Raw genomic sequence first — 23,563 nt, 5'->3', positions numbered from 1 at the left:
CAGGAAACGCCAGCATGAGCACTGCACACCCCTCTCCCCGCGCAACCACCGCCCCGGCGGGACTCAAGCGTGTGGTAGCGGCCGCCATGGCCGGTACCGTCGCCGAATGGTATGAATTCTTTCTCTACGGTACGGCCTCGGCACTGGTGTTCGGCCAGTTGTTCTTTCGCCAGACCGACAGCCCCATCGACGGCATCATCGCCGCCTTCGCCCTCTACGCCGTAGGTTTCCTGGCCCGCCCGCTGGGCGGCCTGGTGTTCGGCCACTATGGCGACAAGTTCGGGCGCAAGCGCCTGCTGCAACTGAGCCTGGTGGTGGTCGGCATCACCACCTTTCTGATGGGCTGCCTGCCCGGTTTCGACAGCATCGGCTACGCCGCGCCCATCCTGCTGGTGCTGCTGCGCCTGATCCAGGGGTTCGCCTTTGGCGGCGAATGGGGCGGCGCGATTTTGCTGGTGTCCGAGCACTGCCCGGACAACCGACGCGGCTTCTGGGCCAGCTGGCCGCAGGCCGGCGTACCGGCGGGCAACCTGCTGGCCACGGTGGCGCTGCTGGCGCTGTCGAGCACCCTGAGCGAGGAGCAGTTCCTGGCCTGGGGCTGGCGCGTGGCGTTCTGGCTGTCGGCACTGGTGGTGCTGATCGGCTACTGGATCCGCACCAGCGTGGATGATGCCCCGATCTTCAAGCAGGCCCAGGCCCGCCAGGCACAGCACAAGGTGCAACAGCTGGGTGTGGTGGAAGTGCTGCGCCATCACTGGCGTTCGGTACTGGTGGGCATCGGTGCGCGGTTTGCCGAGAACATCCTGTACTACACCGTGGTGACCTTCTCGATCACCTACCTCAAGCTGGTGGTGCACAAGGACACCTCGCAGATTCTGCTGCTGATGTTCGGCGCGCACCTGCTGCACTTCTTCCTGATCCCGCTGATGGGCTACCTGTCCGACCTGGTGGGGCGCAAGCCGGTGTACCTGACCGGTGCGGTGCTGACCGCGTTCTGGGGCTTCGTCGGCTTCCCGATGATGGACACCGGCAACAACTGGCTGATCATGGCGGCGATCACCCTGGGCCTGGCCATCGAGTCGATGACCTATGCGCCCTACTCGGCGCTGATGGCCGAGATGTTCCCCACCCATGTGCGCTACACCGCCTTGTCGCTGTGCTATCAGGTGGCGCCGATTTTCGCCGGCTCCCTGGCACCGCTGATCGCCATCACCCTGCTCAACAAGTACAACAGCTCGACGCCGATTGCCTGGTACCTGGTGGGCGCCGCGGCGATCTCCATCGTCGCCGTCGGCCTGACCCGTGAAACCCGTGGCAAGTCGCTGCACCTGGTCGACGCCGAGTCGGCCGAGCGGGTTGCCGCCAGCACCGACACCGCCAGCGCTCGCGGCAACTCGCTGGCCTGAGCCCAACCCTTTCAACAGGAGGTCTGCATGACCGAGATCATCGGCCACAACTACATCGGCGGTGCGCGCAGCGCGGCCGGCAGCATCACCCTGCACAGCCATGACGCCACCACCGGCGACGCCCTGCCGTACCGTTTCACCCAGGCCACCGCCGAGGAAGTGGACGCTGCCGCCCGCGCCGCAGCGGCGGCCTACCCGACGTTTCGCAACCTGCCGGCCGGGCGCCGGGCGGAGTTTCTGGAGGCCATAGCCGAGCAGCTGGACGCGCTGGACGATGACTTCGTCGCGCTGGTAACCCGCGAAACAGCCTTGCCCACGGCACGGATCAAGGGCGAGCGCGGCCGCACCAGCGGGCAGATGCGCCTGTTTGCCCAGGTGCTGCGCCGGGGCGACTTCTACGGTGCGCGCATCGACCGCGCATTGCCCGAGCGCCAGCCACTGCCACGGGTGGACCTGCGCCAGTACCGTATCGGCGTGGGGCCGGTGGCGGTGTTCGGCGCCAGCAACTTTCCGCTGGCGTTCTCCACCGCCGGGGGCGATACCGCGGCGGCGCTGGCGGCCGGCTGCCCGGTGGTGTTCAAGGCCCACAGCGGGCACATGGCCACGGCCGAGCACGTGGCCAACGCGATCATTCGCGCCGCCGAGCGCACCGGCATGCCCGAGGGCGTGTTCAACATGATCTATGGCGCCGGGGTGGGCGAGGCGCTGGTCAAGCACCCGGCGATCCAGGCCGTGGGCTTTACCGGCTCGCTCAAGGGCGGGCGCGCGCTGTGCGACATGGCGGCGGCGCGGGCGCAGCCGATCCCGGTGTTTGCCGAAATGAGCAGCATCAACCCGGTGCTGGTGCTGCCGCAGGCGCTGCAGGTGCGCAGCGAGAAAATCGCCACGGAGCTGGCGGCGTCGGTGGTGATGGGCTGCGGGCAGTTCTGTACCAACCCCGGGTTGGTGATCGGGCTGCGCTCGCCGCAGTTTTCGGCGTTTGTTGCGCACTTGGCGGCGACGCTAGGCGAGCAGCCAGCGCAGACCATGCTCAATGCCGGCACCCTGCGCAGTTATGCCAGGGGCGTACAGGCGTTGCAGGCGCACCCTGGGGTGAGCCACCTGGCGGGCCGTGAACAACAGGGCAACCAGGCGCAGCCGCAGCTGTTCAAGGCAGATGTGAGCTTGCTGCTCGACGGTGATGCGCTGTTGCAGGAGGAGGTGTTCGGGCCGACCACGGTGGTGGTGGAAGTGGCCGATGCGGATCAGTTGCACAGCGCGCTGGCGAGCCTGCATGGGCAGTTGACCGCCACCCTGATTGCAGAAGCCGACGACCTGGCGCAGTTTGCCCAGGTGCTGCCGCTGCTGGAGCAGAAGGTTGGGCGGGTGCTGTTCAACGGCTACCCGACCGGTGTTGAAGTGTGCGATGCGATGGTGCATGGCGGGCCCTACCCGGCCACCTCGGATGCGCGGGGGACGTCGGTGGGGAGCCTGGCGATCGATCGGTTCCTGCGGCCGGTGTGTTACCAGAACTGCCCGGATGATCTGCTGCCGGCGGCGTTGCAGGATGGCAACCCGTTGGGGATTGTGCGGTTGGTGGAGGGTTGTAGTAGTCGCGAACCGCTCTGACTGATTTGGGGCTGCTTTGCAGCCCATCGCGGGTCAAGCCCGCTCCCACAGGTACACCACTGTGTTCATGGTCAGTGGAGACCCTGTGGGAGCGGGCTTGGCCCGCGATGGGGTTTCAGTTCAGCAATGCCTTGAGGTCGTTGTACAGCGCCTCGGGGATCTGCACGCCCTCCTCCAGGCTGCGCTTGCGCGCCTCGAAGCGGCGCTGTGACGGCAGCCGCGCACCCTGCCCCTCGATGCCCGCAAACACCGCCTCCGCCCGCGCCAGGTGCGCCTCGGCGCCCGCCCCCAGAAACCGCTGCGGGTCCAGCGCGAGGATCAGCTCGCCATGGTACGGCGAGGACTTGCTGCCCGCGTCATAGGCCAGCGACTCGGCACTGGTCAGGTCGCCGATCAGCGGCCCGGCAATCAGCTCGACCATCGCCGCCAGCGCCGAGCCCTTGTGCCCGCCAAAGGTCAGCATGGCGCCACTGTCGAGCACCACGTTCGGGTCGGTGCTCGGCTGCCCCTGGGCATCCACGCCCCAGCCTTCGGGGATGGCCTTGCCGGCGCGCCGATGCAGCTCGATGTCGCCGCGCGCAATCGCGCTGGTGGCAAAGTCGAACACGAACGGGTTGGCGCCCGCACGCGGCCAGCCGAACGCGATGGGGTTGGTGCCAAATACCGGCTGGCTGCCCCCGGCCGGCGCCACCCAGGCATGGCTGGGGTTGCACGCCAGCGCCACCAGGCCGGCCTCGGTCAGTTGTTCGATCTCGACCCACAACGCCGAAAAGTGCACGCAGTGGTTGATGGCCAGGGCCGCGATACCGTTGCTGCGGGCCTTGGCCTGCAGCATCGGCAAGCCGGCCTGGAACGCCAGCTGCGAGAAGCCGCCAGCAGCATCCACACGCACGATCGAGGGCGCCTGGTCGATCACCTGCGGCTCGGCCGCCGCCGACACCTTGCCGGCCTTGAGCGAGTTCACACAGCCGATCACCCGGTACAGCCCATGGGAGGCGCAGCCATCGCGCTCCCCGGCGACCACCGTGGCCGTCACGGCTGCGGCGTGCGCCGCGTTGAAACCGTTGTGCAGCAGGATCGACTCTGCCAGTTCATGGGCTTGGGTAAGGGTCAGTCGAATCATGGTCAGCTCCTTGGACAGACCGTCCATCGTGCCCCATCGACCGGGGCCGGGCTTGATCGATTCGGACCACGGGCATGACGAACTTGGCACAGTGGCCAACAGCCCCCGACGCATACCCAGGGAAGCTGTTCAGTTTGTAATCAAACTGACGCAGCCCTTGTGGTACGCAGCGTGTAGCGCTTTATCCACAGAGCTACCCACTTTTTTTGTGGATAGCTTCAGCGCAGTTCGACCGGTTGCAGGTCGGCCCAGGATTCCACCGGGCCGGGGTTGCGCGGGTCGCTCGCGCCGCCCAGGCACACGGCAATCTTGTTCACGGCATTGAGTGCGCTGGTGACCGCGCCCTCGGCCCAGCCACCGGTCCAGGACACGTCGTCGCCGGCCAGCACGAAGCCGTAGGGCGTGGCGCTGCCCACCCCGGTCATGAACTGCGCGAAGAGCCTGCGCTGGTAGGCGTACTGCCCGGGCAGGTTCATCTTGAAGGCGCCCAGGTAGTGCGGCTGGTCCTCCCAGTTGAACTCGACGAAGGTGTTGCTGGCACTGTAGTGCGCGGCGAGGTCCACGTTGGGGTAGATGGCCTGCAGCAACGTGGTGCACAGCTGGGCATGCTGCGGCGCCGGCCTGGCGCGGTCGCCCAGGAACTTCAGCGCATCGTCGTTCCAGGTGTACGAAAGGAAGATGCCGCTGCCGCGGTAGCCGCTTGGCGCCTGCGCGTAATCGACCAGGTAGGTGCCACGGGTGAGGCCATCGGACAGCGTCACGCTCAGCGTGCGTTCCTGCATCGGCCCCGGTCGTTCGTGCCAGAAGGGCCGCCGGGTGGCCGCGAAGATCTTTGCCGACTGCATGTAGTGGGTGTATTTGACGGCCTCCCAGGTCGCGCTGGGCAGCAGCGCGTCCATGGCCTTCAGTTGCGGCACGGTGCCGCTGGCGCGCAGTTTGTCGAGCACCCGCAGGTGCGGGGTGTAGACCACGTGGCCGATGGTCAGCCAGGCGCTGGTATCGCGCTTGAGGTCGTGGACCAGTACCGAGAACTCACCGTTCGCCAGCGGGCTGATATGCCGGACTTCCTGGTTGAACGGCTCGGCAAATACCTGGCGGGTCATCGACTCGACGCTGCTGTCACCCTGGCCGTTGGCGCAGGGGTCGCCCAACGCAGTGGGCGATTGCGTCCACAGCGCCCTGGGCAGTGCATCGGCGCCCTGGTACATGAGCCGGTGGCTGGCATCCAGCCCGGTGTACAGCACCCGCAGCACTTCGAGGATGCTGTTGGGGTAGTCGGTGTTCCAGCCACCGGTGCCGAAGCCGATCTGGCCGAACAGGTTGATCTGCTCGCGGCTCCACCCCGACTCCTGCAGCAGGGCCTGATAGAAACTGACGTCGTCCCAGCTGCGGCCGGCGCCGCAGTGGACGATGGCATTCCACAGGCGCTTGATGGCTTTCTGGTCGATGCTGCCTTCGGTCATGGCGGTTTCCAGTTCATGGAAGTGGAACGGCGCGCCCGCCAGAAAGGTGTCGAAGAACTGCTCTTCGAGCTGCAGGTACTCCGGTGGCACGGGAAACACCGGGCTGTCGTGCTCGTAGTACTTCACGCGGCCCTGGTAGTCGACCACGGTGCTGACTGCGGCCGCTGTGCCGGGGTTGGGAAAGTCCGCCGACTGCGCGCTCATGCCCACCTTGTCGAAGTAGTGGAACAGCGCCTTGCCGGATACCGGAAAGCGCATGGCGCCCAGCTCGCAGATCACCTCGGCGCCGGGGTCGCCCATGACCCTGGAATACAGCCGCCCGCCGATGCGCTCGCCGGCCTCCAGCACCACCGGGTGCAGGCCCATCTTCAGCAGTTCGTAGGCCGCCACCAGGCCGGCGATACCGGCGCCGACCACCAGCACCTTGCGGCCCCAGCACTCGGGCGGCACGCGGCACAGCGGCTGGCCGGCGGCACGGGCGGCGGCGAGGTAGTCGGCGTAGTGGAACGGGAAGTCCGGGACCAGCGCGGTCACGTCCTTGTTGCGGGCAAGTGGCGTCCTGCGGGGGCTGCGCGAAGGGATGGCGGACATGGCAGTGGCTCCTGAGGTAGTCGGGTTCTTCCGTTGAGGTCACAAAGACTGCCAGCGATGTGACTACTTTCAGAAAAGACCAGATCGACCCGGAGCACCAACACGCACCCGACCGGCGGCCTGTGACGTACACAGGCCGCCGGCGCGATTCAAGGTGCGGCTTTGTGGCGCGCCATGTAGTCCTCGTACTCGCGCGACATCACGTAGAGCTTGATCTGCTCGACCTCCTCGGGCTTGAGCGAGTCGTCGAACGACGGCATGCCCAGTGGCTTGAGCGCGCCCTGCAGGACGATCTGCTGGAAGTGCTCGCGGGTGGCGTCGCTGGACTGGCGCAGGTCGGGGATCAAACCGCCGCTGATGGTGCCCATGCCGTGGCACACGCTGCAGAACTGGCCATACAGCTGCTTGCCGGCCTGCACCTGCTCGGGTGCTGCGGTGACGGGCTGGGGCACGCGCTCGACCTTGGCGGGCGCCGGGGCCGGTGGCGGCAACTGCGCCTTGCCATCGAGGGCGAACACCAGCAGGCGGCTGCGGTTCTTCATGCCCGGCAGGTTCATCGACTCGCCGCCGGTCAGGGTGGCCACGCCGCCCCAGCCGGCCATGATCGCCACGTACTGACGCCCGGCCAGTTCGAAGGTCATGGGCGCGGCAACGATGCCGCTTTGCGCCTCGAACTGCCACAGCGCCTCGCCCTTGTCGGCGGAATAGGCATGCATCTGCCCCGCCGCAGTGCCCTGGAACACCAGGTTGCCGGCGGTGCTCAGGGTGCCGCCGTTCCAGTGCGTGGGGTACGGCACCTTCCAGGCAGCCTTCTGCTTGACCGGGTCCCAGGCCAGCAAGGCGCCGCTGACCACGGCGGCCGGCACGTCGGTGGCGTCGGCAAAGCCGGCGGCGGTGTTGAATGCCTTGCGGGTGACGAAGTCCTTGCCTTCGTTGCGGTACACACCGGGTACTTCCTGGTAGGGGATGTACACCAGGCCGGTGCCGGGGTTGAACGACATCGAATGCCAGTTGTGCGCGCCGAAGGGGCTGGGCCACATCACGATGGGCTCTTTTTCGTAGCGCACCCCAGGGGCCTCGACCGGCCGGCCGGTGGCGAGGTCGACCTTCTCGGCCCAGGTGACCTTGCCGAACTTCTCGGCCGAGATCAGCTTGCCGTTGGTGCGGTCGAGCACGTAGAAGAAGCCGTTTTTAGGCGCCTGCATCAGGACCTTGCGCGGTTTGCCGTCGATGTTCAGCTCGGCCAGGGTGATCTGCTGGGTGGCGGTGAAGTCCCAGCTGTCGCCCGGGGTGACCTGGTAGTGCCAGGCCAGCTTGCCGGTGTCGGGGCGGATGGCGAGGATCGACGACAGGTACAGGTTGTCGCCACCGCCCGGGCTGCGCACCTCGCGGTTCCACGGCGAGCCGTTGCCGGTGCCGACGTAGAGCAGGTCCAGCTCGGGGTCGTAGGCCATGCTGTCCCACACCGTGCCGCCACCGCCGAGCTTCCAGTACTGGTCGCCCTGCCAGGTCTTGGCCGCTTCGCGCAGTTCGGGGTGCTCGTAGGGCAGCGCCGGGTCGCCCGGTACGGTGTAGAAGCGCCAGGCCAGTTTGCCGGTGTCGGCGTCATAGGCCGAGACGAAGCCGCGCACGCCGTATTCGGCGCCGCCGTTGCCGATGATGACCTTGCCTTTGACCACCCGTGGCGCGCCGGTGATGCTGTAGGGCTTGGCCGGGTCGGTGGTCTGCTGGCTCCAGATGGCCTTGCCGGTCTTGGCGTCGAGGGCGATCAGACGCCCGTCCAGGGTGCCGACGTAGACCTTGTCGCCCCACAGTGCCACGCCGCGGTTGACCGCGTCGCAGCACGAGGTACGGGCCTTGACCTTGGCCACCTCGGGGTCGTAGCGCCACAGCTCCTTGCCGCTGGCGGCGTCGACCGCGATCACCCGGCTCCAGGACATCGAGGTGTAGATCACCCCGTCGTGGAACAGCGGTGTCGCCTCCAGGCCGCGGGTGTTGTCCAGGTCCATGTACCAGGCCAGGCCCAGCGACTTGACGTTGCTGGCGTCGATCTGTTTGAGCGGGCTGAAGCGTTGTTCGGCATAGGTGCGGCCGTGGCTGAGCCACTCGCCGCCGGCCTGTTCGGTGGCGCGGATGGCGGCCTCGTCCACCCCGGCGGCAAGGGCTGCCAGCGGGGTGGCCAGGCACAGCATCAGCAATGAAGTACGCAAAGGTTTTTTCATGTTCGGTGTCCTCGGTGATGGCTGCAGGTGCGGGTCAGAACACCTGCATCAGGCGTACGTTGAAGCGGTCGCCTTCCTTGAAACCGTTTTCCACCGACTGGTCACGGCCATAGTTGAACAGCAGCTGGGTCTTGGGGGTGACGAACCAGCCTGCGCCCACCAGAAACTTGGCGGTGTCGGGTTTGTCGTGCTGGTCGACGCCGTCCAGGCGGGTTTCGCCGCCCCACAGCCTGGAGTAGCCCACGCGCAGGTCCAGGCTCGGGGTGAGCTGGTAGCGCAGGAACGCCTGGCCCTGGTACAGCGCGGACTGGCGCAGGGTCAGACCGGCGGAGGTGGCGTCGTCGTTCTTGCCGAACCAGGTGACGTCGCCGATCAGGTCCAGCCACCACTTGTCGCCCAGGCCCTGGATGTAGCCGGCCTGCAGCGCGAACTTCCAGCGGTTCTCGCCGATGTTGAGCGCGTCGTCGCGGTCGTAGCGGCCGGTGGGCACGTAGAGGAACGGGGTGATGCCGAAATAGGTCTTTTCTTCCGGGCGCTCCACCAGCCACACGGTGGAGGCCAGGATCAGGTCGCCGATGCCGCCATCGCTCTTGCCCAGGCCCGAGGTGTCGCGCTTGCCTTCGAGCTGGCCGAAGGGCAGCAGGAACTGCGGGTCGATGGTGAACCCGCCCAGCTTCATGAAGTGCACGCCCCTGAGAATGCCGATGTCGGAGTTCAGCCCGGCACGCACCGGCTGCTTGTGGCCACCGGAGTACAGCGAGCGACGTTCGGCATGCTGGTAGTAGACCATGCCCAGGTTGGTGCCTTCGGGCAAGGCGGTGTAGTCCCCGGCGTCCACATCCACGGCGTGCGCCTGGCTGCCCAGGCAGCCGGCGAGGCCCAGCGTCCAGGCCTGTGCCCAGCCCAATGCAGTACGACGGCGGTGTGCCGGCACGCTTGACAATACGGTCTTGCTCATCGAGTCACCTGTTTATTGTTTTTGTCGGATGAGCCACCCAATGGGCGGCACACAGGCCGTAGCAGGCTTCGTGCCAACGAAATTAATCCATTGATATCAATTGGTTGCGCTTTGAGGACGTCAACCTGCGGTGAGGTGCCCGGCTGCCACCTGCCCCGTTGCAGGCCCGGTTTGCAAGGCTTTGCGGGGTTTCTCAGGGGCGTCTCATGTGTCTCACCGTTTGTCTCGACCTAATACGCACAGAACCGGCGCAAGCCCTCCAAACCCCTGAAAAACAAGTACTTTGGTAGTAGAAAAAAGCTGGCACAAGGGTTGCTGAATGCCTCGGGTTCCTTTCAATAACAAGAGAGCCACACCCATGACCCATGCCTTCCCGGTTCACAGTGATACCCAGGCGTTCGTACAGCGTCAGCACCGCATGCTGATCGGTGCCGACTGGCGCGGCGCCAGCGATGGCGCCACGCTGCAACTGCTCAACCCGGCCAACGGCCAGGCGCTGGCCCAGGTGCCTGCCGCCACGGTCGAGGATGTCGACCAGGCGGTACGTGCCGCGCGCCAGGCGTTCGATGACTCACCCTGGAGCCGCATGCGCCCGCGCGAGCGCCAGAACCTGCTGTGGAAGCTGGCCGACCTGATCGAGCGCGATGCCCAGGTGTTCGCCGAGCTCGAATGCCTGAACAACGGCAAGAGCGCGCAGGTGGCGCGGGTGATGGACGTGCAGATGGCCATCGACTCGCTGCGCTACATGGCCGGCTGGGCAACCAAGATCGAAGGCACCACGGTCGACCCGTCGCTGCCGCTGTTCGACGGCGAGTTCCATGCCTATGTGCGCCGCGAGGCGGTGGGTGTGGTGGGTGCCATCGTGGCGTGGAACTTCCCCCTGCTGCTGGCCTGCTGGAAGCTGGGCCCGGCGCTGGCCACCGGGTGCAGCGTGGTGCTCAAGCCGGCGGACGAAACCCCGTTGAGCGCGCTCAAGCTGGCCGAACTGGTACTGGAGGCCGGCTACCCGGCGGGCGTGTTCAACGTGGTCACCGGCGTGGGCGCGGTGGCCGGTGCGGCGCTGTCGGCGCACCCGCTGCTGGACAAGGTGACCTTCACCGGCTCGACCGAGGTGGGCAAGCTGATCGGCAAGGCGGCGATGGATTCGATGACGCGGGTGACGCTGGAGCTGGGCGGCAAATCGCCGACCATCATCCTGGCCGACGCCGACCTTGAGGTGGCCGCTGCCGGTGCCGCCAGCGCGATCTTCTTCAACCAGGGGCAGGTGTGCTGCGCGGGGTCGCGCCTGTATGTGCACCGCAAGCATTTCGACCGCGTGGTGGCCGATATTGCCGGCATCGCCAACGGCATGAAGCTGGGCAATGGCCTGGACCCGAGCATCGACATGGGGCCGTTGATCTCGGCCAAGCAGCAGGCACGGGTGGGCCGCTACATCGACATGGGCCGCGAGCTGGGCGCCAAGGTGGCGTGTGGCGGCGAGTATTACGGGCCGGGGTATTTCGTGCAGCCGACGGTGATTGCCGACGTCGACCAGCAGTGCCCGCTGGTGCAGGAGGAGATTTTCGGGCCGGTGCTGGTGGCGATTCCGTTCGACGACATGGACGAGGCGATTCGCCTGGCCAACGACAGTGCCTATGGCCTGGGCGCGAGCATCTGGTCCAACGACCTGGCGCAGGTGCACCGCATGGTGCCGCGCATCAAGTCGGGCTCGGTGTGGGTCAACTGTCACAGTGCGCTGGACCCGGCGCTGCCGTTTGGCGGCTACAAGCTGTCGGGCGTAGGGCGCGAGATGGGCGCGGCAGCCATCGAGCATTACACCGAGCTGAAGTCGGTGGTGATGAAGCTGTAGGCGGCAGTTGGGGCCGCTCTGCGGCCCGATCGCGGGTCAAGCCCGCTCCCACTGGAGGGGGCTTGCGCCGTGATGGGGTCAGCCCAGTACAGGGCGGAAGAAACTGCGCTCGTAGCTGATGATGCACCGGGTGTCTTCGGCGTACTTGAACGCGGCGATGCACTCGGCGTCGGTTTTCGACTGTTCGCGGTAACGTTCGTACGCTGCCAGGCTCGGGAACGAGAACATCGCCAGGGCGACGTTGTTGGCGCCTTCGCTGGGCAGGAAGTAGCCATGGTGCTGGCCGCCGAATTTCTCTACCAGCGGTATCCACATGCGCCCGTAGGCTTCGAACTCTTGCAGCTTGTAGGCATCGACGATGTAGCGCAGGTAGCAGGTAACCATTGCAGCACTCCATGAAAGGGACCGGCAGCGAGCCTAGTGGGCGTCACGGGCGGGCGTCAATACGCGACAGGTGCAGCGAGCATCAGCGCTCGCACCGTTGAACCCGCGTGCAGCCCTTCAGCGGGTCGGTGCCGCCGGCGCCTGTTCGATGTGGCGCAGATGGCTTGAAGGCACCCAGCCGGCCTGCGCGTCGCGCGACCTTGTGCACCAGGACCAGCCGTTGAGCGACCTCACGCAGAGCAACTCATCGCCAATGTCCACGTCCAGCTCCCTGGCGGTGTAGTTCTCGCGCGCGCGGCCTGCCTGCTCGCCCAGCCTTTCGATCACCTGCGCCGGCACCCAGCCACCCTGCTGGCCGGGCGTGGTGCAGAAGTACCAGTTGTCCCATCCGTCATCGCCCTGGTACACCTCCCCCACCTCCAGCACGGCCCCCTTGGCAAAGGTGATGGGCTGAGGGAATTCGCTGCGGTGCGCTTTAATCACGCGGTATTGCATGTGCCTTCTCCTTGGTGAACTGAAGCCGGTGCCCACCCAGCGGCGCGGCTGTGCGAAAATAGCGCCTTTGTTATCAACAGGTTGGAGATGTACGGTTTGGTTACACACTATTCGGCGAACGGCGCCAATGCCGCCTGCGGGCGTACCAGTCAGACCCTCAACAGCACTCAGGCAGCGGATCAGGTGTCGTGCAAGTCCTGCCTGCGCTCGCTGGCAGCCCCCGACTCCGCAGCCGTGGCCGCCAAGGCCAAGACCCCTTCGCTGGCCGAACTGCGCAAGCAGCGCAAGCAACAGGCCGCGCCGGCGCCGGTGCCCGCGTTCAGCGTCAAGGCCAGCTGGCAGGCTCGCCTGAGCAGCCAGGCCGACCGTTGCCGCCTGCCACGCGGTGTGCGCAAGCAGATCTGCGTGTGACCCCCGGGCAGGCCGGCTTGCTGTGGCAAGTCGGCCTGCCCGCCGTTGCCCTCAATACAGTTCGGAATCCAGCGCCAGCATCTGGTCGGACGCAAAGGCGGCCTTGAGGTGCTCCATGGTATCGCTGGTGCGATCTTCGGCCTTGCAACTGAGCCAGGCGATGGACGCCGACAGCAGTACCAGCAGGCGCTTGGCCTGGGTGGTCAAGGCGATGGCCGGCTTGTGCACCATGCTGATCTGGGTGCTGGCGGCACGCCCCGGATCATGCTCGAGCATGTGCATGATGCGTACGGCAACGGTGCTGCACAGGTCGCGCTTGAGCTCGATGTCCGAGCCGTTGATGGCCTGCCAGTAGGCGTCTTCCTGGCCGTCCTCGATGAACAGGTCGACCCAGGCCCGGTATTCTTCGTCCTTCGCGATGCTGAAGGCCATTTGCGCCCACTGAACCTTCAACTGCTCGATGTGTTGCCCGGACGCCTGCAGCGCCTGGGTGAAGGCCAGCGTCTCCTGCATCAGCGAGGTGTGTCGCGGGCCAAGCTGGTTGCTTGCCTGCAGCAGCGCATCGCTGCACTCGCGGTATTCCTGGATCAGCGCGTTGCCTTCATGCAGGTTGAACAGCACCGGAAAGATACGGTACTTGGCCGCGTGCACTTCCTTGACGAACAGGCGGGTCTGTTCGATCAGTTCGGCTATGCTGGCCTGGGTTTCCTGGAAGCGATCACTGTCGACCAGCATTTCGCGCATTCTGGCGGGCGACGCGTCCTGCTCCCTCAGGCGACGCGACAGGTGCGCCATGTGAATGATCTTCTGGGTGGGCGCGATGATCTGGTGGGTGAACTGGCGGGACAGGGTTTCGAGCTCTTCCTGCAGTTGCTGGATGGAGATGGTGCGCACCTGCTCGTGAAGCTTCATCACCGCTTCGGTCTTGTTTTGACGGCGCTGGTTGAGCATGAAGGTGACCGCCGAGCCGACGATCGCCACGCTGGTGGCGATATCGACACCGATAGACAAAGCCGAGATTTCCATGCACCGCTCCTTAGATAATGGAGCGGTTTTTATAGAGGGTAATCGCGCCCGGCGCCACCACCGCGCGCCTGGCGACTTCAGGCCAGTGGCTGGATCACGTCGACCCACTGCGCGTTGACCAGGGTGGCCAGGCGCTCGGGCTCGATGCGCACCGCCGCATTGACCGCACCGCCGGCGGGGAAGACCACCTCGAAGTCCTTCAGCGACTCGTCGCAGTACACCCGCAGCGGCTGGCTCAGGCCGAAGGGGCACACGCCGCCGATGGGGTGGCCGGTGTGCTGCTCGACCTGCTCGGCCTCGAGCATGCGTGCCTTGACGCCGAACTGCTGCTTGTACTTGCGGTTGCACAGGCGCGCATCGCCGCGTACCACCAGCACGATCACCTCCTCGCCCACGCGCAGCGAGAGCGATTTGGCGATCTGCCCCGGCTCGACCGCCAGCGCCTCGGCGGCCAGGGCGACGGTGGCGGTGCTGGACGCCAGTTCCAGCACCTGCAGGTCGGGTGAATGGTGGGAGAAAAACGCTTTGACTGACTGCAGACTCATCTTCGCTTGATCCTCTGAAAAAACAGCCCTGGCGGGATACCGTTGCGTACCCTACCAGCTTGGGCAGGCAAAAAACTCAGTCGCCCAACGCGACGCCCTCGCGACGTGGGTCGGCACCGGCCGACCAGCCCTGCCCATCACGCACGATGACCTGCGTGCCGCTGGTCATCTCGATGGGCGATACCGCATGCCCGCGGGCCTTGAGCTGCTCGATCAGGGCGGGGCCGACCAGCCCGGCCTCCACTTCGGTGCCGACGTTGCGGCTGCCGAAGTTGGGCAGGTCGACGGCCTGCTGCGGGTCGAGCTTCCAGTCCAGCAAGCCGATCAGCGCCTTGTTCACGTACTCGATGATCTGCGAGCCGCCGGGCGAGCCGAGGGCGGCCACCAGCTGGCCGCTGGCCTGGTCGAACACCAGGGTCGGCGCCATCGAGGAGCGCGGCCGCTTGCCCGGTGCGATGCGGTTGGCCACCGGCTTGCCGTTCTCCTCGGGGATGAACGAAAAGTCGGTCATCTGGTTGTTGAGCAGAAAGCCCTTGACCAGCACATGAGAGCCGAACGCCGCCTCGACCGAGGTGGTCATCGACAGCGCGCCGCCCTGATCGTCCACCGCGACGATCTGCGAGGTGGAAATGCGCAATGGCGAGCGGTCAGGCGCCCACGCCAGGGGCATGCCGGGCGGCACACCGGCAGTGGCGACGCCCATGCTCCGATCACCGATCAGCGTGGCGCGCTGGGCCAGGTACGCCTTGCTGGTGAGCCCGGGCACATTGACCGGCACCTGGTCGCTGTCGGCCAGGTACAGGGCGCGGTCGGCATAGGCCAGGCGCTCGGCTTCGGCAATCAGGTGCACGGCCTGGGCGGAGGGTTGCATGACGCCCCCGGGGCGAGCTTTTTCGGGCGCCATCGCGGCCAGGTCCAGTGCCGGTTTCTGGTGCTGCAGCGCCTCCAGAATGCCCAGCGTCTGCAGTACCGCGACGCCACCGGACGACGGTGGCGGCATGCCGCAGACCGTCCACTGCTTGTACGGCCCGCATACCGGCGCGCGCACCTTGGCCCGATAGCCTGCAATGTCGCTCAGCGACAACGTGCCGGGGTTACTGTGGGTACTGACCTGCTGCACCATCGCCTCGGCGATGGGCCCGTGGTAGAAGGCGTCCGGGCCCTGGTTGGCGATGGCCTCCAGGGTTTGCGCCAGCTCGGGGTTCTTCAGCAGCGTGCCCACGGGCAAGGGCTGGCCCTGGGGCGTGAGCAGGTAGCGGGCCAGTGCAGGCGACTGCGGTATCGAGGTGGAGGCGGCAATCAGGGCGTGCAGCCGCGCAGACACGGGGAAGCCGTCGCGGGCCAAATCGATGGCCGGCTGGAACAGGGCGCGCCAGGGCAGCTTGCCGTGTTGCTGGTGCGCCATCTCCAGGGCCCTGAGCACACCGGGCACGCCCACCGAGCGACCGCCGATCTGGGCGTCCTTGAATCCCATCGGCGTGCCGTCCGGCTTCAGGAACAGGCGGCTGTCGGCCCCTTGGGGCGCCGTCTCCCGCCCATCGAACGCCTGCACCTGCTTGCCATCCCAGTACAGGATGAAGGCGCCGCCGCCGATGCCGCTGGACTGCGGCTCCACCAGGGTCAACACCGCCTGCATGGCAATGGCGGCATCGATCGCAGACCCGCCCTTGCGCAACATCGCCTGGCCGGCGGCGCTTGCCAGGGGGTTGGCTGCCGCGGCCATATGGTGCTGTGCCTGTACGGGGGCCATGCCTGCGCGGTAGCCCGAGGCGATTTCCGGGGCGGCGGGCAAGGCGGTGCTGGATGGCGCAGGCGGGGTTGCGCTGGTGCAGGCGCCGAGCAGCAACGCTGCCATCGAGAAGCCGAGGGCGTGCATCAGGTGTTTGCGGGTGGTTGGGTAACCGGTCAAGACCAACTCCATTGGGCGTTTGGGGAACGCGGGCAATGGTAGCGTGATTGACGCGAGCAGGCCCGGTACTCACCGCGCCTTGTGCGGCGATTCCAATGCGCGTGCCCTGATTCTCGACGCGTAGGGTGCAGATTGATTAAGCTTCCCGCTTTAACGTTTCAGTTTGTTTCAAGGATTCAGATGACCATTCAGCAAGCGCCGCCACTCGCCTATTCCAGAGCCACCGTCGGCAAGATGGAAGCCGCCATGGCCCTGGGAAGTTTTGCCATCGGTACCGGCGAGTTCGCGATCATGGGGCTGATGCCCGACATTGCCAGCAACCTGCACCTGAGCGAGCCCCAGGTGGGCCATGCCATCAGCGCCTATGCCCTGGGCGTGATGGTGGGTGCGCCGGCCCTGGCGATTCTGGGCGCCAAGCTGCTGCGCAAGCACATGCTGCTGTTGCTGATGGCGCTGTATGCAATCGGCAACCTGGCCACGGCCTTCGCGCCCTCCTTCGCCGGGCTGGTGGCGTTTCGCTTTATCAGCGGCCTGCCCCACGGCGCCTACTTCGGCATCGCGGCGGTGGTGGCCTCGAGCATGGTGGCCACCGACCAGCGCGCGGGCGCGGTGGCACGGGTGATGATGGGGCTCACCCTGGCGATGCTGCTGGGCAACCCGGTGGCGACCTTCCTGGGGCAGTTCTTCGGCTGGCGTGCGGCGTTCGTGCTGGTGGGCGCGATTGCGCTGTGCACCATCGGGCTGGTGTGGCGCTACGTGCCGCAGCGTCACGATGAAGTGCGCAGCGACCCGCGCAAGGAGCTCCAGGCGTTTCGCCTGCCGCAGGTGTGGATGGCGCTGGCCATCGCCTCGATCGGTTTTGCCGGCATGTTCTGCGTGTTCAGTTACCTGGCGCCGACCATGCTGCAGGTGACCAAGGTGTCGCCACAGTGGATTCCATTCGGGCTGGCGGCGTTCGGGGTGGGCGGCATCATCGGCAACATCGCGGGCGGCAAGCTGTTCGACCGCCTGCAGTTTCGCGCGGTGGGGTTGGTGCTGGTATGGTCGATTCTCGTGCTGAGCCTGTTCCCCTTCGCGGCCAGTTCGCCGTGGGGCGTGCTGCTGGGCTGCGGGCTGGTCGGCACCATGATCGCACTGGCCGCCCCCTTGCAGATTCGCCTGATGGACATTGCACATGAAGCGCCGAGCCTGGCGGCGGCATCGAACCATGCGGCGTTCAACCTGGCCAATGCGCTGGGGCCATGGTTTGGCGGCATGGCGATTACTGCGGGGTTCGGCTGGACCAGTACCGGCTACATTGGCGCGGCGACTGCGCTGGTGGGGTTGGGGATCTACCTGGTAGCGCGGCGGATGAAGGGCGGGCACTGAGGGCCTGCCAGGTTTTGCCAAAGGAAAGAAACCAACGTGAACCAGCTTTCAATCGCCAGCTTCAAATCGAAGTACAGCCAGGGCTTCTACTCGACCTTCGCCATCGATGGCGCGCCGCTGGAAGTCTGGCTGCCAACACGAGACCCCGCTGCACAGCTTCATCTGGTGGCAGCGCATGCCGGCCTCTACGGCGAAGACGATAATGAACTGGTGTGGGACCGCAGCTACTCCACTGCCCCTGGGTGGACCACCCTGGTGCCGCTGCTGGTGTGCTCCGATGACCTGGACCTTAGCTGCACGGTCATCGTCGTGGAGCAACACGCCCATGAGGACCACATCCACTGGCGGCGCTTCGGCCTGCTGCACGAGGTGATCACCCTGGAGCAGCCCCGCGTCAGCTGGTTCGAGGCCGCTTGCACCGCCACCTTTGAACGCGCCGAATTCCACCGCACACTGGATGAATTTCGCCGGCTGGAAGGCGTGGTGATGGCCTGGGACTAGGGTCTGTATGAAAAGTCTTGAGACGAAGGTCAGGCTGTTTTCAACGCAGCATCACCGAGTATCAAGGCTTTTCGTACAGAGCCTAGGCCGTTATCGAAGCCTGGACTGTTCGCATGCAGCCTTGAGGCGCTGCATGGCATCGGGCGCCATGGGCGCAGTCATCATGGCGTGATAGTTCATGCATTCCCGGGTTTGCTGCTCAGCCGCGGGAGCGCCGCTGGAGGTACAGCCGGCGAGGATGAACAGCGCAAGGGCCGTGATCAGTGGTTTCATTTATATATCCGCAACAAGTGACGCCATGGCCTCCAGCGCCTTGAGGCCTCAATGGTCACCATGGCCTGCGCGCATCTTGAAAAAGCGAACCTGCCGCTTATTGGCCAAGGCGGAAAATAATAATCACAAGCCCTGCAGATGAGCATCATGAGGGTGGCTAACGTTCCCATGAAATCAATTCAATTTAACTCGTTCGATGCCCGGACATAAAATACGCCCCAATTAAGGAACACTTCAAGACGCCCGAGCAAAAAAACCTGCAACGAATCAAACTTGCCGAAGAGGGAAAATGTAGATTCGGTTTTTATCTCGGACCATCAGGGCACCCGATTAAAATGAGCACAGCATTTACATTCTCGATCAAGCGTATTCGTTTCGACGAACATTATCGCCCCGCTGAAAACACCCGCACGACCACCAACTTCGCAAACCTGGCGAGGGGGCAGCGTCGCCAGGAGAACCTGCGCAATACCCTGACGATGATCGACAATCGTTTCAACGCCCTGGCGCACTGGGACAACCCGAAAGGCGACCGCTACAACGTCGAACTTGAAATCATTTCCGTGGAAATGAACATGGATGCCGAGCACAGGGACACCGCCCTGCCGCTGATTGAAATATTGCAGACCACCATTGTGGATCGCAAAACAAGCGAACGCATCGAGGGTATCGTAGGCAACAACTTCTCCTCGTACGTGCGCGATTATGACTTCAGCGTGCTGTTGCTGGGGCACAACAAGAACCAGCAGGGGTTCAGCACGCCGGATGATTTCGGCGAGCTGCACGGCAAGCTGTTCAAGCATTTCGTGAACTCGAGCACTTATAAAGAACACTTCAAAAAACCACCGGTCATCTGCCTGAGTGTTTCCAGCAGCAAGACCTATCAGCGCACCGAAAACCAGCACCCGGTATTGGGCACCGAATACCAGCAGGACGAATATTCCCTGACCGATGAGTACTTCCGGAAGATGGGCCTGAAGGTTCGCTACTTCATGCCTGCCAACAGCGTGGCACCGCTGGCGTTCTACTTTGCTGGGGACCTGCTTGGGGATTACACCAACCTTGAACTGATCAGCACCATCAGCACGATGGATACCTTCCAGAAGATCTATCGCCCTGAAATCTACAACGCGAATTCAGCAGCAGGTCGATCCTATCAGCCGAGCTTGAATCACCAGGATTACTCGTTGACCCGCATTGTCTACGATCGAGAAGAGCGCAGTCAGTTGGCCATCGAACAGGGCAGGTTTGTCGAAGAGCACTTCATCAAGCCCTACCAGACCGTGCTTGAGCAGTGGTCCGCCCAATACGCGCTTTGATCATTCAGAACATACAAGGTCATCTATCGTGAAAAAACTGCTACCCACCTCCACTGCGGGCAGCCTGCCCAAACCGTCCTGGCTTGCACAACCCGAGACGCTCTGGTCGCCCTGGAAGCTGCACGGCGAGGAACTGCTCGAAGGCAAGCAGGATGCCTTGCGCCTGGCCCTGCAGGAACAGCAACACGCAGGCATTGATATCGTCAGCGACGGCGAACAGACCCGCCAGCATTTCGTTACCACCTTTATCGAGCACCTGAGCGGAGTGGATTTCGAGAAGCGCGAAACCGTCAGAATTCGTGACCGCTATGACGCAAGCGTGCCGACCGTTGTGGGTGCTGTTGCCAGGCAAAAACCGGTGTTTGTCGAAGATGCCAGGTTTCTGCGCCAGCAGACCAGCCAGCCTATCAAATGGGCCCTGCCCGGCCCCATGACCATGATCGACACGCTGTATGACAGCCACTACAAAAGCCGGGAAAAGCTGGCTTGGGAATTTGCCAAGATCCTCAATCAGGAAGCCCGAGAGCTGGAGGCGGCGGGCGTGGACATCATCCAGTTCGACGAGCCTGCCTTCAACGTGTTCTTCGACGAGGTGAATGACTGGGGCGTGGCCACCCTGGAACGGGCGATCGAAGGGCTCAAATGTGAAACGGCCGTGCATATTTGCTACGGCTACGGCATCAAGGCCAATACCGACTGGAAAAAGACGCTGGGCTCGGAGTGGCGCCAATATGAGGAAGCCTTCCCCAAGCTGCAGAAATCCGGCATCGATATCATCTCGCTGGAGTGCCACAACTCCCATGTCCCGATGGACCTGATCGAGCTGATTCGCGGCAAGAAAGTGATGGTGGGGGCCATCGATGTGGCGAACCACGCCATCGAAACCCCCGAGGAAGTGGCCAACACCCTGCGCAAAGCGCTGCAGTTCGTGGACGCCGACAAGCTCTACCCGTGCACCAACTGCGGCATGGCCCCTCTGCCCCGCGAGGTGGCGCGCGGCAAGCTGAACGCCTTGAGCGCCGGCGCGGACATCGTGCGCAGAGAGCTCTTGAACCGATAAGGGTGCAGGAGGGGTTGCAGCGCTGATCGAGCGACTTGCCCCCTCCCCGCCGCCTTTGGACCCGCCCCTTCAGCCAGGACCTACCATGTCACGTTCCAGTACTGCCATCGAGCCATTGCGCTTTCGCGAAGCGCTCGGGCACTACGCATCCGGTATCACGGTGATCACGTCGCAGATCGAGAAGGAGCCGGTCGGCTTTACCTGCCAGTCGTTCTATAGCGTGTCGATGAGCCCGCCGCTGGTGTCGTTCAGCGTGATGGCCGGTTCGGCCAGCTACCCCAGGATCCGCCAGGCAGGCCGCTTCGCGGTCAATATCCTGTCCGGTGAACAGGTCGGGATCTCCAATCAGTTCGCCCGACGAGGTACCGACAAGTGGCAGGGCGTGCAATGGCAGGCATCGCCACTGGGCAACCCGATCATTGCCGGCAGCCTGCACTGGCTCGATTGCGAGATCCACGCCGAACACGTCGCCGGTGATCACCTGATCGTGATTGGCGAAGTGAAGGCGCTGAACCTGCAGCAAACTGCCGCCACACAGCCCTTGCTGTACTTCAAGGGGCAATACTGCAACCTCGCCGCCCACGGCGCAGGCTGAGGAACCAGGGGCCTGGCCTTCTCAACAAGCCCCTTGCATCGCGGTATCGACCGCTTCCACAAGCATCTGCGCATGCTCTTGGGTAAACGCCAGCAGCGGACGGATTTTGAGCACGTTCTGGTGCGGACCAGCGGCGCTGATCAGTACGCCCTGCTCGCGCATCGCGTTGACCACCTGGCGGGCCTGCCTGGCTGCGGGTGCCTTGGTGGCGCGGTCGGTGACTAGCTCAACCCCAAGGAACATGCCGGCCCCCCTGACGTCGCCGATCATTTGATGGCGCAGGGCAAGCCGTGTCAGGCCGTCCAGCAGATAGCTGCCAATGTGATGGGCCCTCTGCTGCAGGTGTTCTTCGCGGATGACGTCCAGCACCGCCTGACCTGCCGCACACGAGACCGGGTTGCCGCCAAAGGTATTGAAGTAGCGCATGCTCCTGCCGAAGTGATCGACCACCTGGGAGCGCCCGACGATGCCGGCAATGGGCTGGCCATTGCCCATGGGCTTGCCGAGGGTGACGAGGTCCGGGCGCACGTCGTGCCTGGTAAACCCCCACATGTTAAGGCCGGTACGCGCAAAACCCGGCTGTACCTCATCGGCGATGTACAGCAGGCCTTCGGCCTGGGCCAGCGCCACACCCTCGGCGATACAGCCCGCCGGCCCGGGCAGCACGCCGTCGCTGGAGAAGATGCCATCCAGCAGGATTGCCGCCGGGCGGATGCCGTGCGCCTTGAGGTCATCGATTGCGGCGCGCACGTCTGCGGCGAACATCGACGCCACGTTTTCGGCCCCCAGACGGTAAGCGTCAGGTGCGCGAACGGTGCGCACATGCGCCGGGAGCACCATGGCGCTGCCAAGCGATGGTGAAAGCTCGGCGATGTCTGCGGTGACGCCGTGGTAGGCGAACCGGGTGATGATGACGCCAGTGCCACCGGTGCAGTGCCTGGCGATGCGCAGCGCCAGATCATTCGCCTCGCTCCCGGAGCAGGTGAACATGACGCGATCCAGGTCATCGGTGAAGGTACCGAGCAACTGCTCGGCATAGTCGAGAATGCCCTCCTGCAGGTAACGGGTGTGCGTGTTCAGCACCTGCGACTGCCGATGCATCGCCTCGACCACCCGGGGATGGCAGTGACCGATGGAGGCAACGTTGTTGTAGGCGTCCAGGTAGCGACGGCCCTGCTCGTCGAAGAGCCATACGCCCTCCCCTCGAACGGTGTGCAGCGGTCGCTCGTAGAACAGACGGTATGCCGGGCCCAGTAGCCGCTCGCGGCGCTCGATCAGGCGTCGCTGCGATGCCGAAAGCCGGGTGGCGTCGGCTGACGTGAAGCCGTTGATCATGCTCATGCTCGATTTGCTCGCAGGCAGGCCGAAGCAATTCGGTCTTCTGTTTCAGCACGAGACAGCGCCGACAGTGCCTTCAGGTTTGCCCAGGCACGCTGGGTGTTTCGAAGGATGTACTGGCGATTGTCCGGATGCAGTTCGGCGCGCCAGGAGTTGATGCACAGGGCCAACGCCAGGCGCGTGGCCAGCAGCTCGGGCAGCAGCGCCAGCTCCTGCTGGTTCAGGGGGTTGCACTGGTGGTAGCCGACAATCACATCCAGGGCCGGCTCCAGTACATCGCCCACCTGCCCAAGGTGGTAGGAAGCGGCAACCGCGACCTCGTTGACCAGGGGCGCATGCACCATGTCACCGAAATCGAGGATGCTGCGCAGCACATCGGGGTTGTGGGCATCCACGATGATGTTGTGCGGGTTGGTGTCATTGTGAATGACCTGCTTGCGCAGCCCGGGGATGCTTGGCACCACCACCGACGCGTACTGCTCGAGGCTGCGCTGCACCAGGCTTCGTCCGGGGCCGGGTTCGATGTGCACCAGCAGCGGTCGAAGGTGCGCGGCGTGCTGCATGTCCCACAGCAGCGCATGCCCGGCGGCGGGGTGGGCAAACCCTTGCAGCGCCACGTCAAGCCGGGCGATGGACTGCCCGATGACCCGGCGAAACGTCGGTGTGGGGTGACTCACGCAGTGAAGGGGCATGCCATCTTCGAAGGACAGCAGCCGCGCCAGCATGCGCTGCCCGTCGATCTCGACGAAGGTGGCGTACTGGCCCTCAAGCGAGGGGTGCACGCGCTGAACCGCAAGCCCGGGATCGCGAAGCTCGATTCTTCGCATCGCCTGGTTGTGGAAGTCGACCACATCGGGGTTTTCAAGCGGGTGGGAGAGCTTGAACAACCGGGATGAGCCGTCTTGAAGCATCACGCGGAAATTGAGGTCGCGCTCGCCGCCCAGTTTTTCGAGCGTGCCGGTCAAACCGAATTGCTGGCGCAGCACTGCACACGCCTGCGCATCGGTGACCCGTGCCGGAGCAGCTTCGAGCAGGCTGTCATCGACAGCCAGATTTTCAAGGGGCATGACTCGCATCCTTATACGGCCTTTGAATGGCGCCCCCGGTTTCAGGGGCGCC

The 23,563-nt window shown here is 64.9% G+C and carries 21 protein-coding genes; 9 read left to right on the top strand and 12 right to left on the bottom strand.

The window, feature by feature from the left end:
• The first annotated feature begins 14 nt into the window (after nt 1-14).
• Both abaF and ACPRTJ_RS20890 read left to right on the top strand, forming a co-directional pair.
• Complete coding sequence (abaF, locus tag ACPRTJ_RS20895; RefSeq protein ID WP_054916119.1) at nt 15-1,406, top strand: fosfomycin efflux MFS transporter AbaF; 1,392 nt, start codon at nt 15-17, stop codon at nt 1,404-1,406.
• A 27-nt stretch (nt 1,407-1,433) separates the two neighbouring features.
• On the top strand, nt 1,434-3,014 hold the full coding sequence (locus ACPRTJ_RS20890; protein ID WP_274097273.1) for an aldehyde dehydrogenase (NADP(+)): 1,581 nt from the start codon (nt 1,434-1,436) through the stop codon (nt 3,012-3,014).
• A 115-nt stretch (nt 3,015-3,129) separates the two neighbouring features.
• On the opposite strand, the gene ACPRTJ_RS20885 is transcribed toward ACPRTJ_RS20890, so the two are convergent.
• From ACPRTJ_RS20885 to ACPRTJ_RS20870, 4 genes are all read right to left on the bottom strand, one after another.
• Nucleotides 3,130-4,137: an Ldh family oxidoreductase gene (locus ACPRTJ_RS20885; RefSeq protein ID WP_054916121.1), complete on the bottom strand. Its 1,008-nt coding sequence runs from the start codon at nt 4,135-4,137 to the stop codon at nt 3,130-3,132.
• 218 nt (nt 4,138-4,355) lie between these two features.
• Nucleotides 4,356-6,191 (bottom strand): flavin monoamine oxidase family protein, encoded by a 1,836-nt coding sequence (locus ACPRTJ_RS20880; RefSeq protein ID WP_426427247.1) that lies wholly within the window; start codon nt 6,189-6,191, stop codon nt 4,356-4,358.
• A gap of 149 nt (nt 6,192-6,340) precedes the next feature.
• Nucleotides 6,341-8,413, bottom strand: coding sequence for a PQQ-dependent dehydrogenase, methanol/ethanol family (locus ACPRTJ_RS20875; protein WP_116054624.1), 2,073 nt, complete (start codon nt 8,411-8,413; stop codon nt 6,341-6,343).
• A gap of 34 nt (nt 8,414-8,447) precedes the next feature.
• Nucleotides 8,448-9,371 carry a transporter gene (locus ACPRTJ_RS20870; protein ID WP_052504233.1) on the bottom strand — a complete coding sequence of 308 codons (924 nt, stop codon included), beginning with the start codon at nt 9,369-9,371 and terminating at the stop codon, nt 8,448-8,450.
• Between the two features lie 358 nt (nt 9,372-9,729).
• On the opposite strand from ACPRTJ_RS20870, the gene ACPRTJ_RS20865 reads away from it, so the two are divergent.
• Entirely contained in the window at nt 9,730-11,220 is a 1,491-nt protein-coding gene (locus ACPRTJ_RS20865; protein WP_043861048.1) for an aldehyde dehydrogenase family protein, read from the top strand.
• Nucleotides 11,221-11,298: 78 nt separating this feature from the next.
• On the opposite strand, the gene ACPRTJ_RS20860 is transcribed toward ACPRTJ_RS20865, so the two are convergent.
• Both ACPRTJ_RS20860 and ACPRTJ_RS20855 read right to left on the bottom strand, forming a co-directional pair.
• Nucleotides 11,299-11,604, bottom strand: a complete 306-nt coding sequence (locus ACPRTJ_RS20860; RefSeq protein WP_043861047.1) for an NIPSNAP family protein — start codon at nt 11,602-11,604, stop codon at nt 11,299-11,301.
• Nucleotides 11,605-11,721: 117 nt separating this feature from the next.
• Nucleotides 11,722-12,099: an SH3 domain-containing protein gene (locus ACPRTJ_RS20855; RefSeq protein ID WP_415378191.1), complete on the bottom strand. Its 378-nt coding sequence runs from the start codon at nt 12,097-12,099 to the stop codon at nt 11,722-11,724.
• Between the two features lie 96 nt (nt 12,100-12,195).
• On the opposite strand from ACPRTJ_RS20855, the gene ACPRTJ_RS20850 reads away from it, so the two are divergent.
• Nucleotides 12,196-12,510, top strand: coding sequence for a hypothetical protein (locus tag ACPRTJ_RS20850; RefSeq protein ID WP_282362650.1), 315 nt, complete (start codon nt 12,196-12,198; stop codon nt 12,508-12,510).
• Nucleotides 12,511-12,561: 51 nt separating this feature from the next.
• Here ACPRTJ_RS20850 and ACPRTJ_RS20845 read toward each other — a convergent pair whose 3' ends face one another.
• The 3 genes from ACPRTJ_RS20845 to ggt form a co-directional block, all read right to left on the bottom strand.
• Nucleotides 12,562-13,536: a hypothetical protein gene (locus tag ACPRTJ_RS20845; RefSeq protein ID WP_043861045.1), complete on the bottom strand. Its 975-nt coding sequence runs from the start codon at nt 13,534-13,536 to the stop codon at nt 12,562-12,564.
• Nucleotides 13,537-13,613: 77 nt separating this feature from the next.
• Nucleotides 13,614-14,081, bottom strand: a complete 468-nt coding sequence (locus ACPRTJ_RS20840) for a YbaK/EbsC family protein (protein WP_043861044.1) — start codon at nt 14,079-14,081, stop codon at nt 13,614-13,616.
• A 76-nt stretch (nt 14,082-14,157) separates the two neighbouring features.
• A complete protein-coding gene (gene ggt, locus ACPRTJ_RS20835) occupies nt 14,158-15,936 on the bottom strand; it encodes a gamma-glutamyltransferase (protein WP_282362641.1) in 1,779 nt (592 codons plus the stop codon).
• 234 nt (nt 15,937-16,170) lie between these two features.
• On the opposite strand from ggt, the gene ACPRTJ_RS20830 reads away from it, so the two are divergent.
• A complete protein-coding gene (locus ACPRTJ_RS20830; protein WP_058541189.1) occupies nt 16,171-17,358 on the top strand; it encodes an MFS transporter in 1,188 nt (395 codons plus the stop codon).
• Between the two features lie 36 nt (nt 17,359-17,394).
• Nucleotides 17,395-17,859 carry a hypothetical protein gene (locus ACPRTJ_RS20825; protein WP_235384191.1) on the top strand — a complete coding sequence of 155 codons (465 nt, stop codon included), beginning with the start codon at nt 17,395-17,397 and terminating at the stop codon, nt 17,857-17,859.
• 90 nt (nt 17,860-17,949) lie between these two features.
• Here the strand turns inward: ACPRTJ_RS20825 and ACPRTJ_RS20820 are convergent, their stop codons facing one another.
• Nucleotides 17,950-18,132 carry a hypothetical protein gene (locus tag ACPRTJ_RS20820; protein WP_426427246.1) on the bottom strand — a complete coding sequence of 61 codons (183 nt, stop codon included), beginning with the start codon at nt 18,130-18,132 and terminating at the stop codon, nt 17,950-17,952.
• A 335-nt stretch (nt 18,133-18,467) separates the two neighbouring features.
• Here ACPRTJ_RS20820 and ACPRTJ_RS20815 point away from each other — a divergent pair, with 335 nt between their 5' ends.
• The 3 genes from ACPRTJ_RS20815 (at nt 18,468) to ACPRTJ_RS20805 (ending at nt 21,106) form a co-directional block, all read left to right on the top strand.
• Nucleotides 18,468-19,451, top strand: a complete 984-nt coding sequence (locus ACPRTJ_RS20815; protein ID WP_058541190.1) for a DUF1852 domain-containing protein — start codon at nt 18,468-18,470, stop codon at nt 19,449-19,451.
• A 28-nt stretch (nt 19,452-19,479) separates the two neighbouring features.
• On the top strand, nt 19,480-20,511 hold the full coding sequence (locus tag ACPRTJ_RS20810) for a methionine synthase (protein WP_043861040.1): 1,032 nt from the start codon (nt 19,480-19,482) through the stop codon (nt 20,509-20,511).
• Between the two features lie 85 nt (nt 20,512-20,596).
• A complete protein-coding gene (locus tag ACPRTJ_RS20805; RefSeq protein ID WP_258659360.1) occupies nt 20,597-21,106 on the top strand; it encodes a flavin reductase family protein in 510 nt (169 codons plus the stop codon).
• A gap of 21 nt (nt 21,107-21,127) precedes the next feature.
• Here ACPRTJ_RS20805 and ACPRTJ_RS20800 read toward each other — a convergent pair whose 3' ends face one another.
• Together ACPRTJ_RS20800 and ACPRTJ_RS20795 are read right to left on the bottom strand one after the other, a co-directional pair.
• Nucleotides 21,128-22,447, bottom strand: coding sequence for an aspartate aminotransferase family protein (locus tag ACPRTJ_RS20800; RefSeq protein WP_426427245.1), 1,320 nt, complete (start codon nt 22,445-22,447; stop codon nt 21,128-21,130).
• Complete coding sequence (locus ACPRTJ_RS20795; RefSeq protein WP_426427244.1) at nt 22,444-23,511, bottom strand: phosphotransferase; 1,068 nt, start codon at nt 23,509-23,511, stop codon at nt 22,444-22,446. Before ACPRTJ_RS20795 ends, ACPRTJ_RS20800 begins: the two co-directional genes overlap by 4 nt.
• Nucleotides 23,512-23,563: the final 52 nt, after the last annotated feature.

The organism is Pseudomonas palmensis, from assembly GCF_049942755.1.
Taxonomy (GTDB): domain Bacteria; phylum Pseudomonadota; class Gammaproteobacteria; order Pseudomonadales; family Pseudomonadaceae; genus Aquipseudomonas; species Aquipseudomonas palmensis.
The sequence above is the reverse complement of the archived record's forward strand: the minus strand, read 5'-3'. Positions and strand labels throughout refer to the sequence as shown.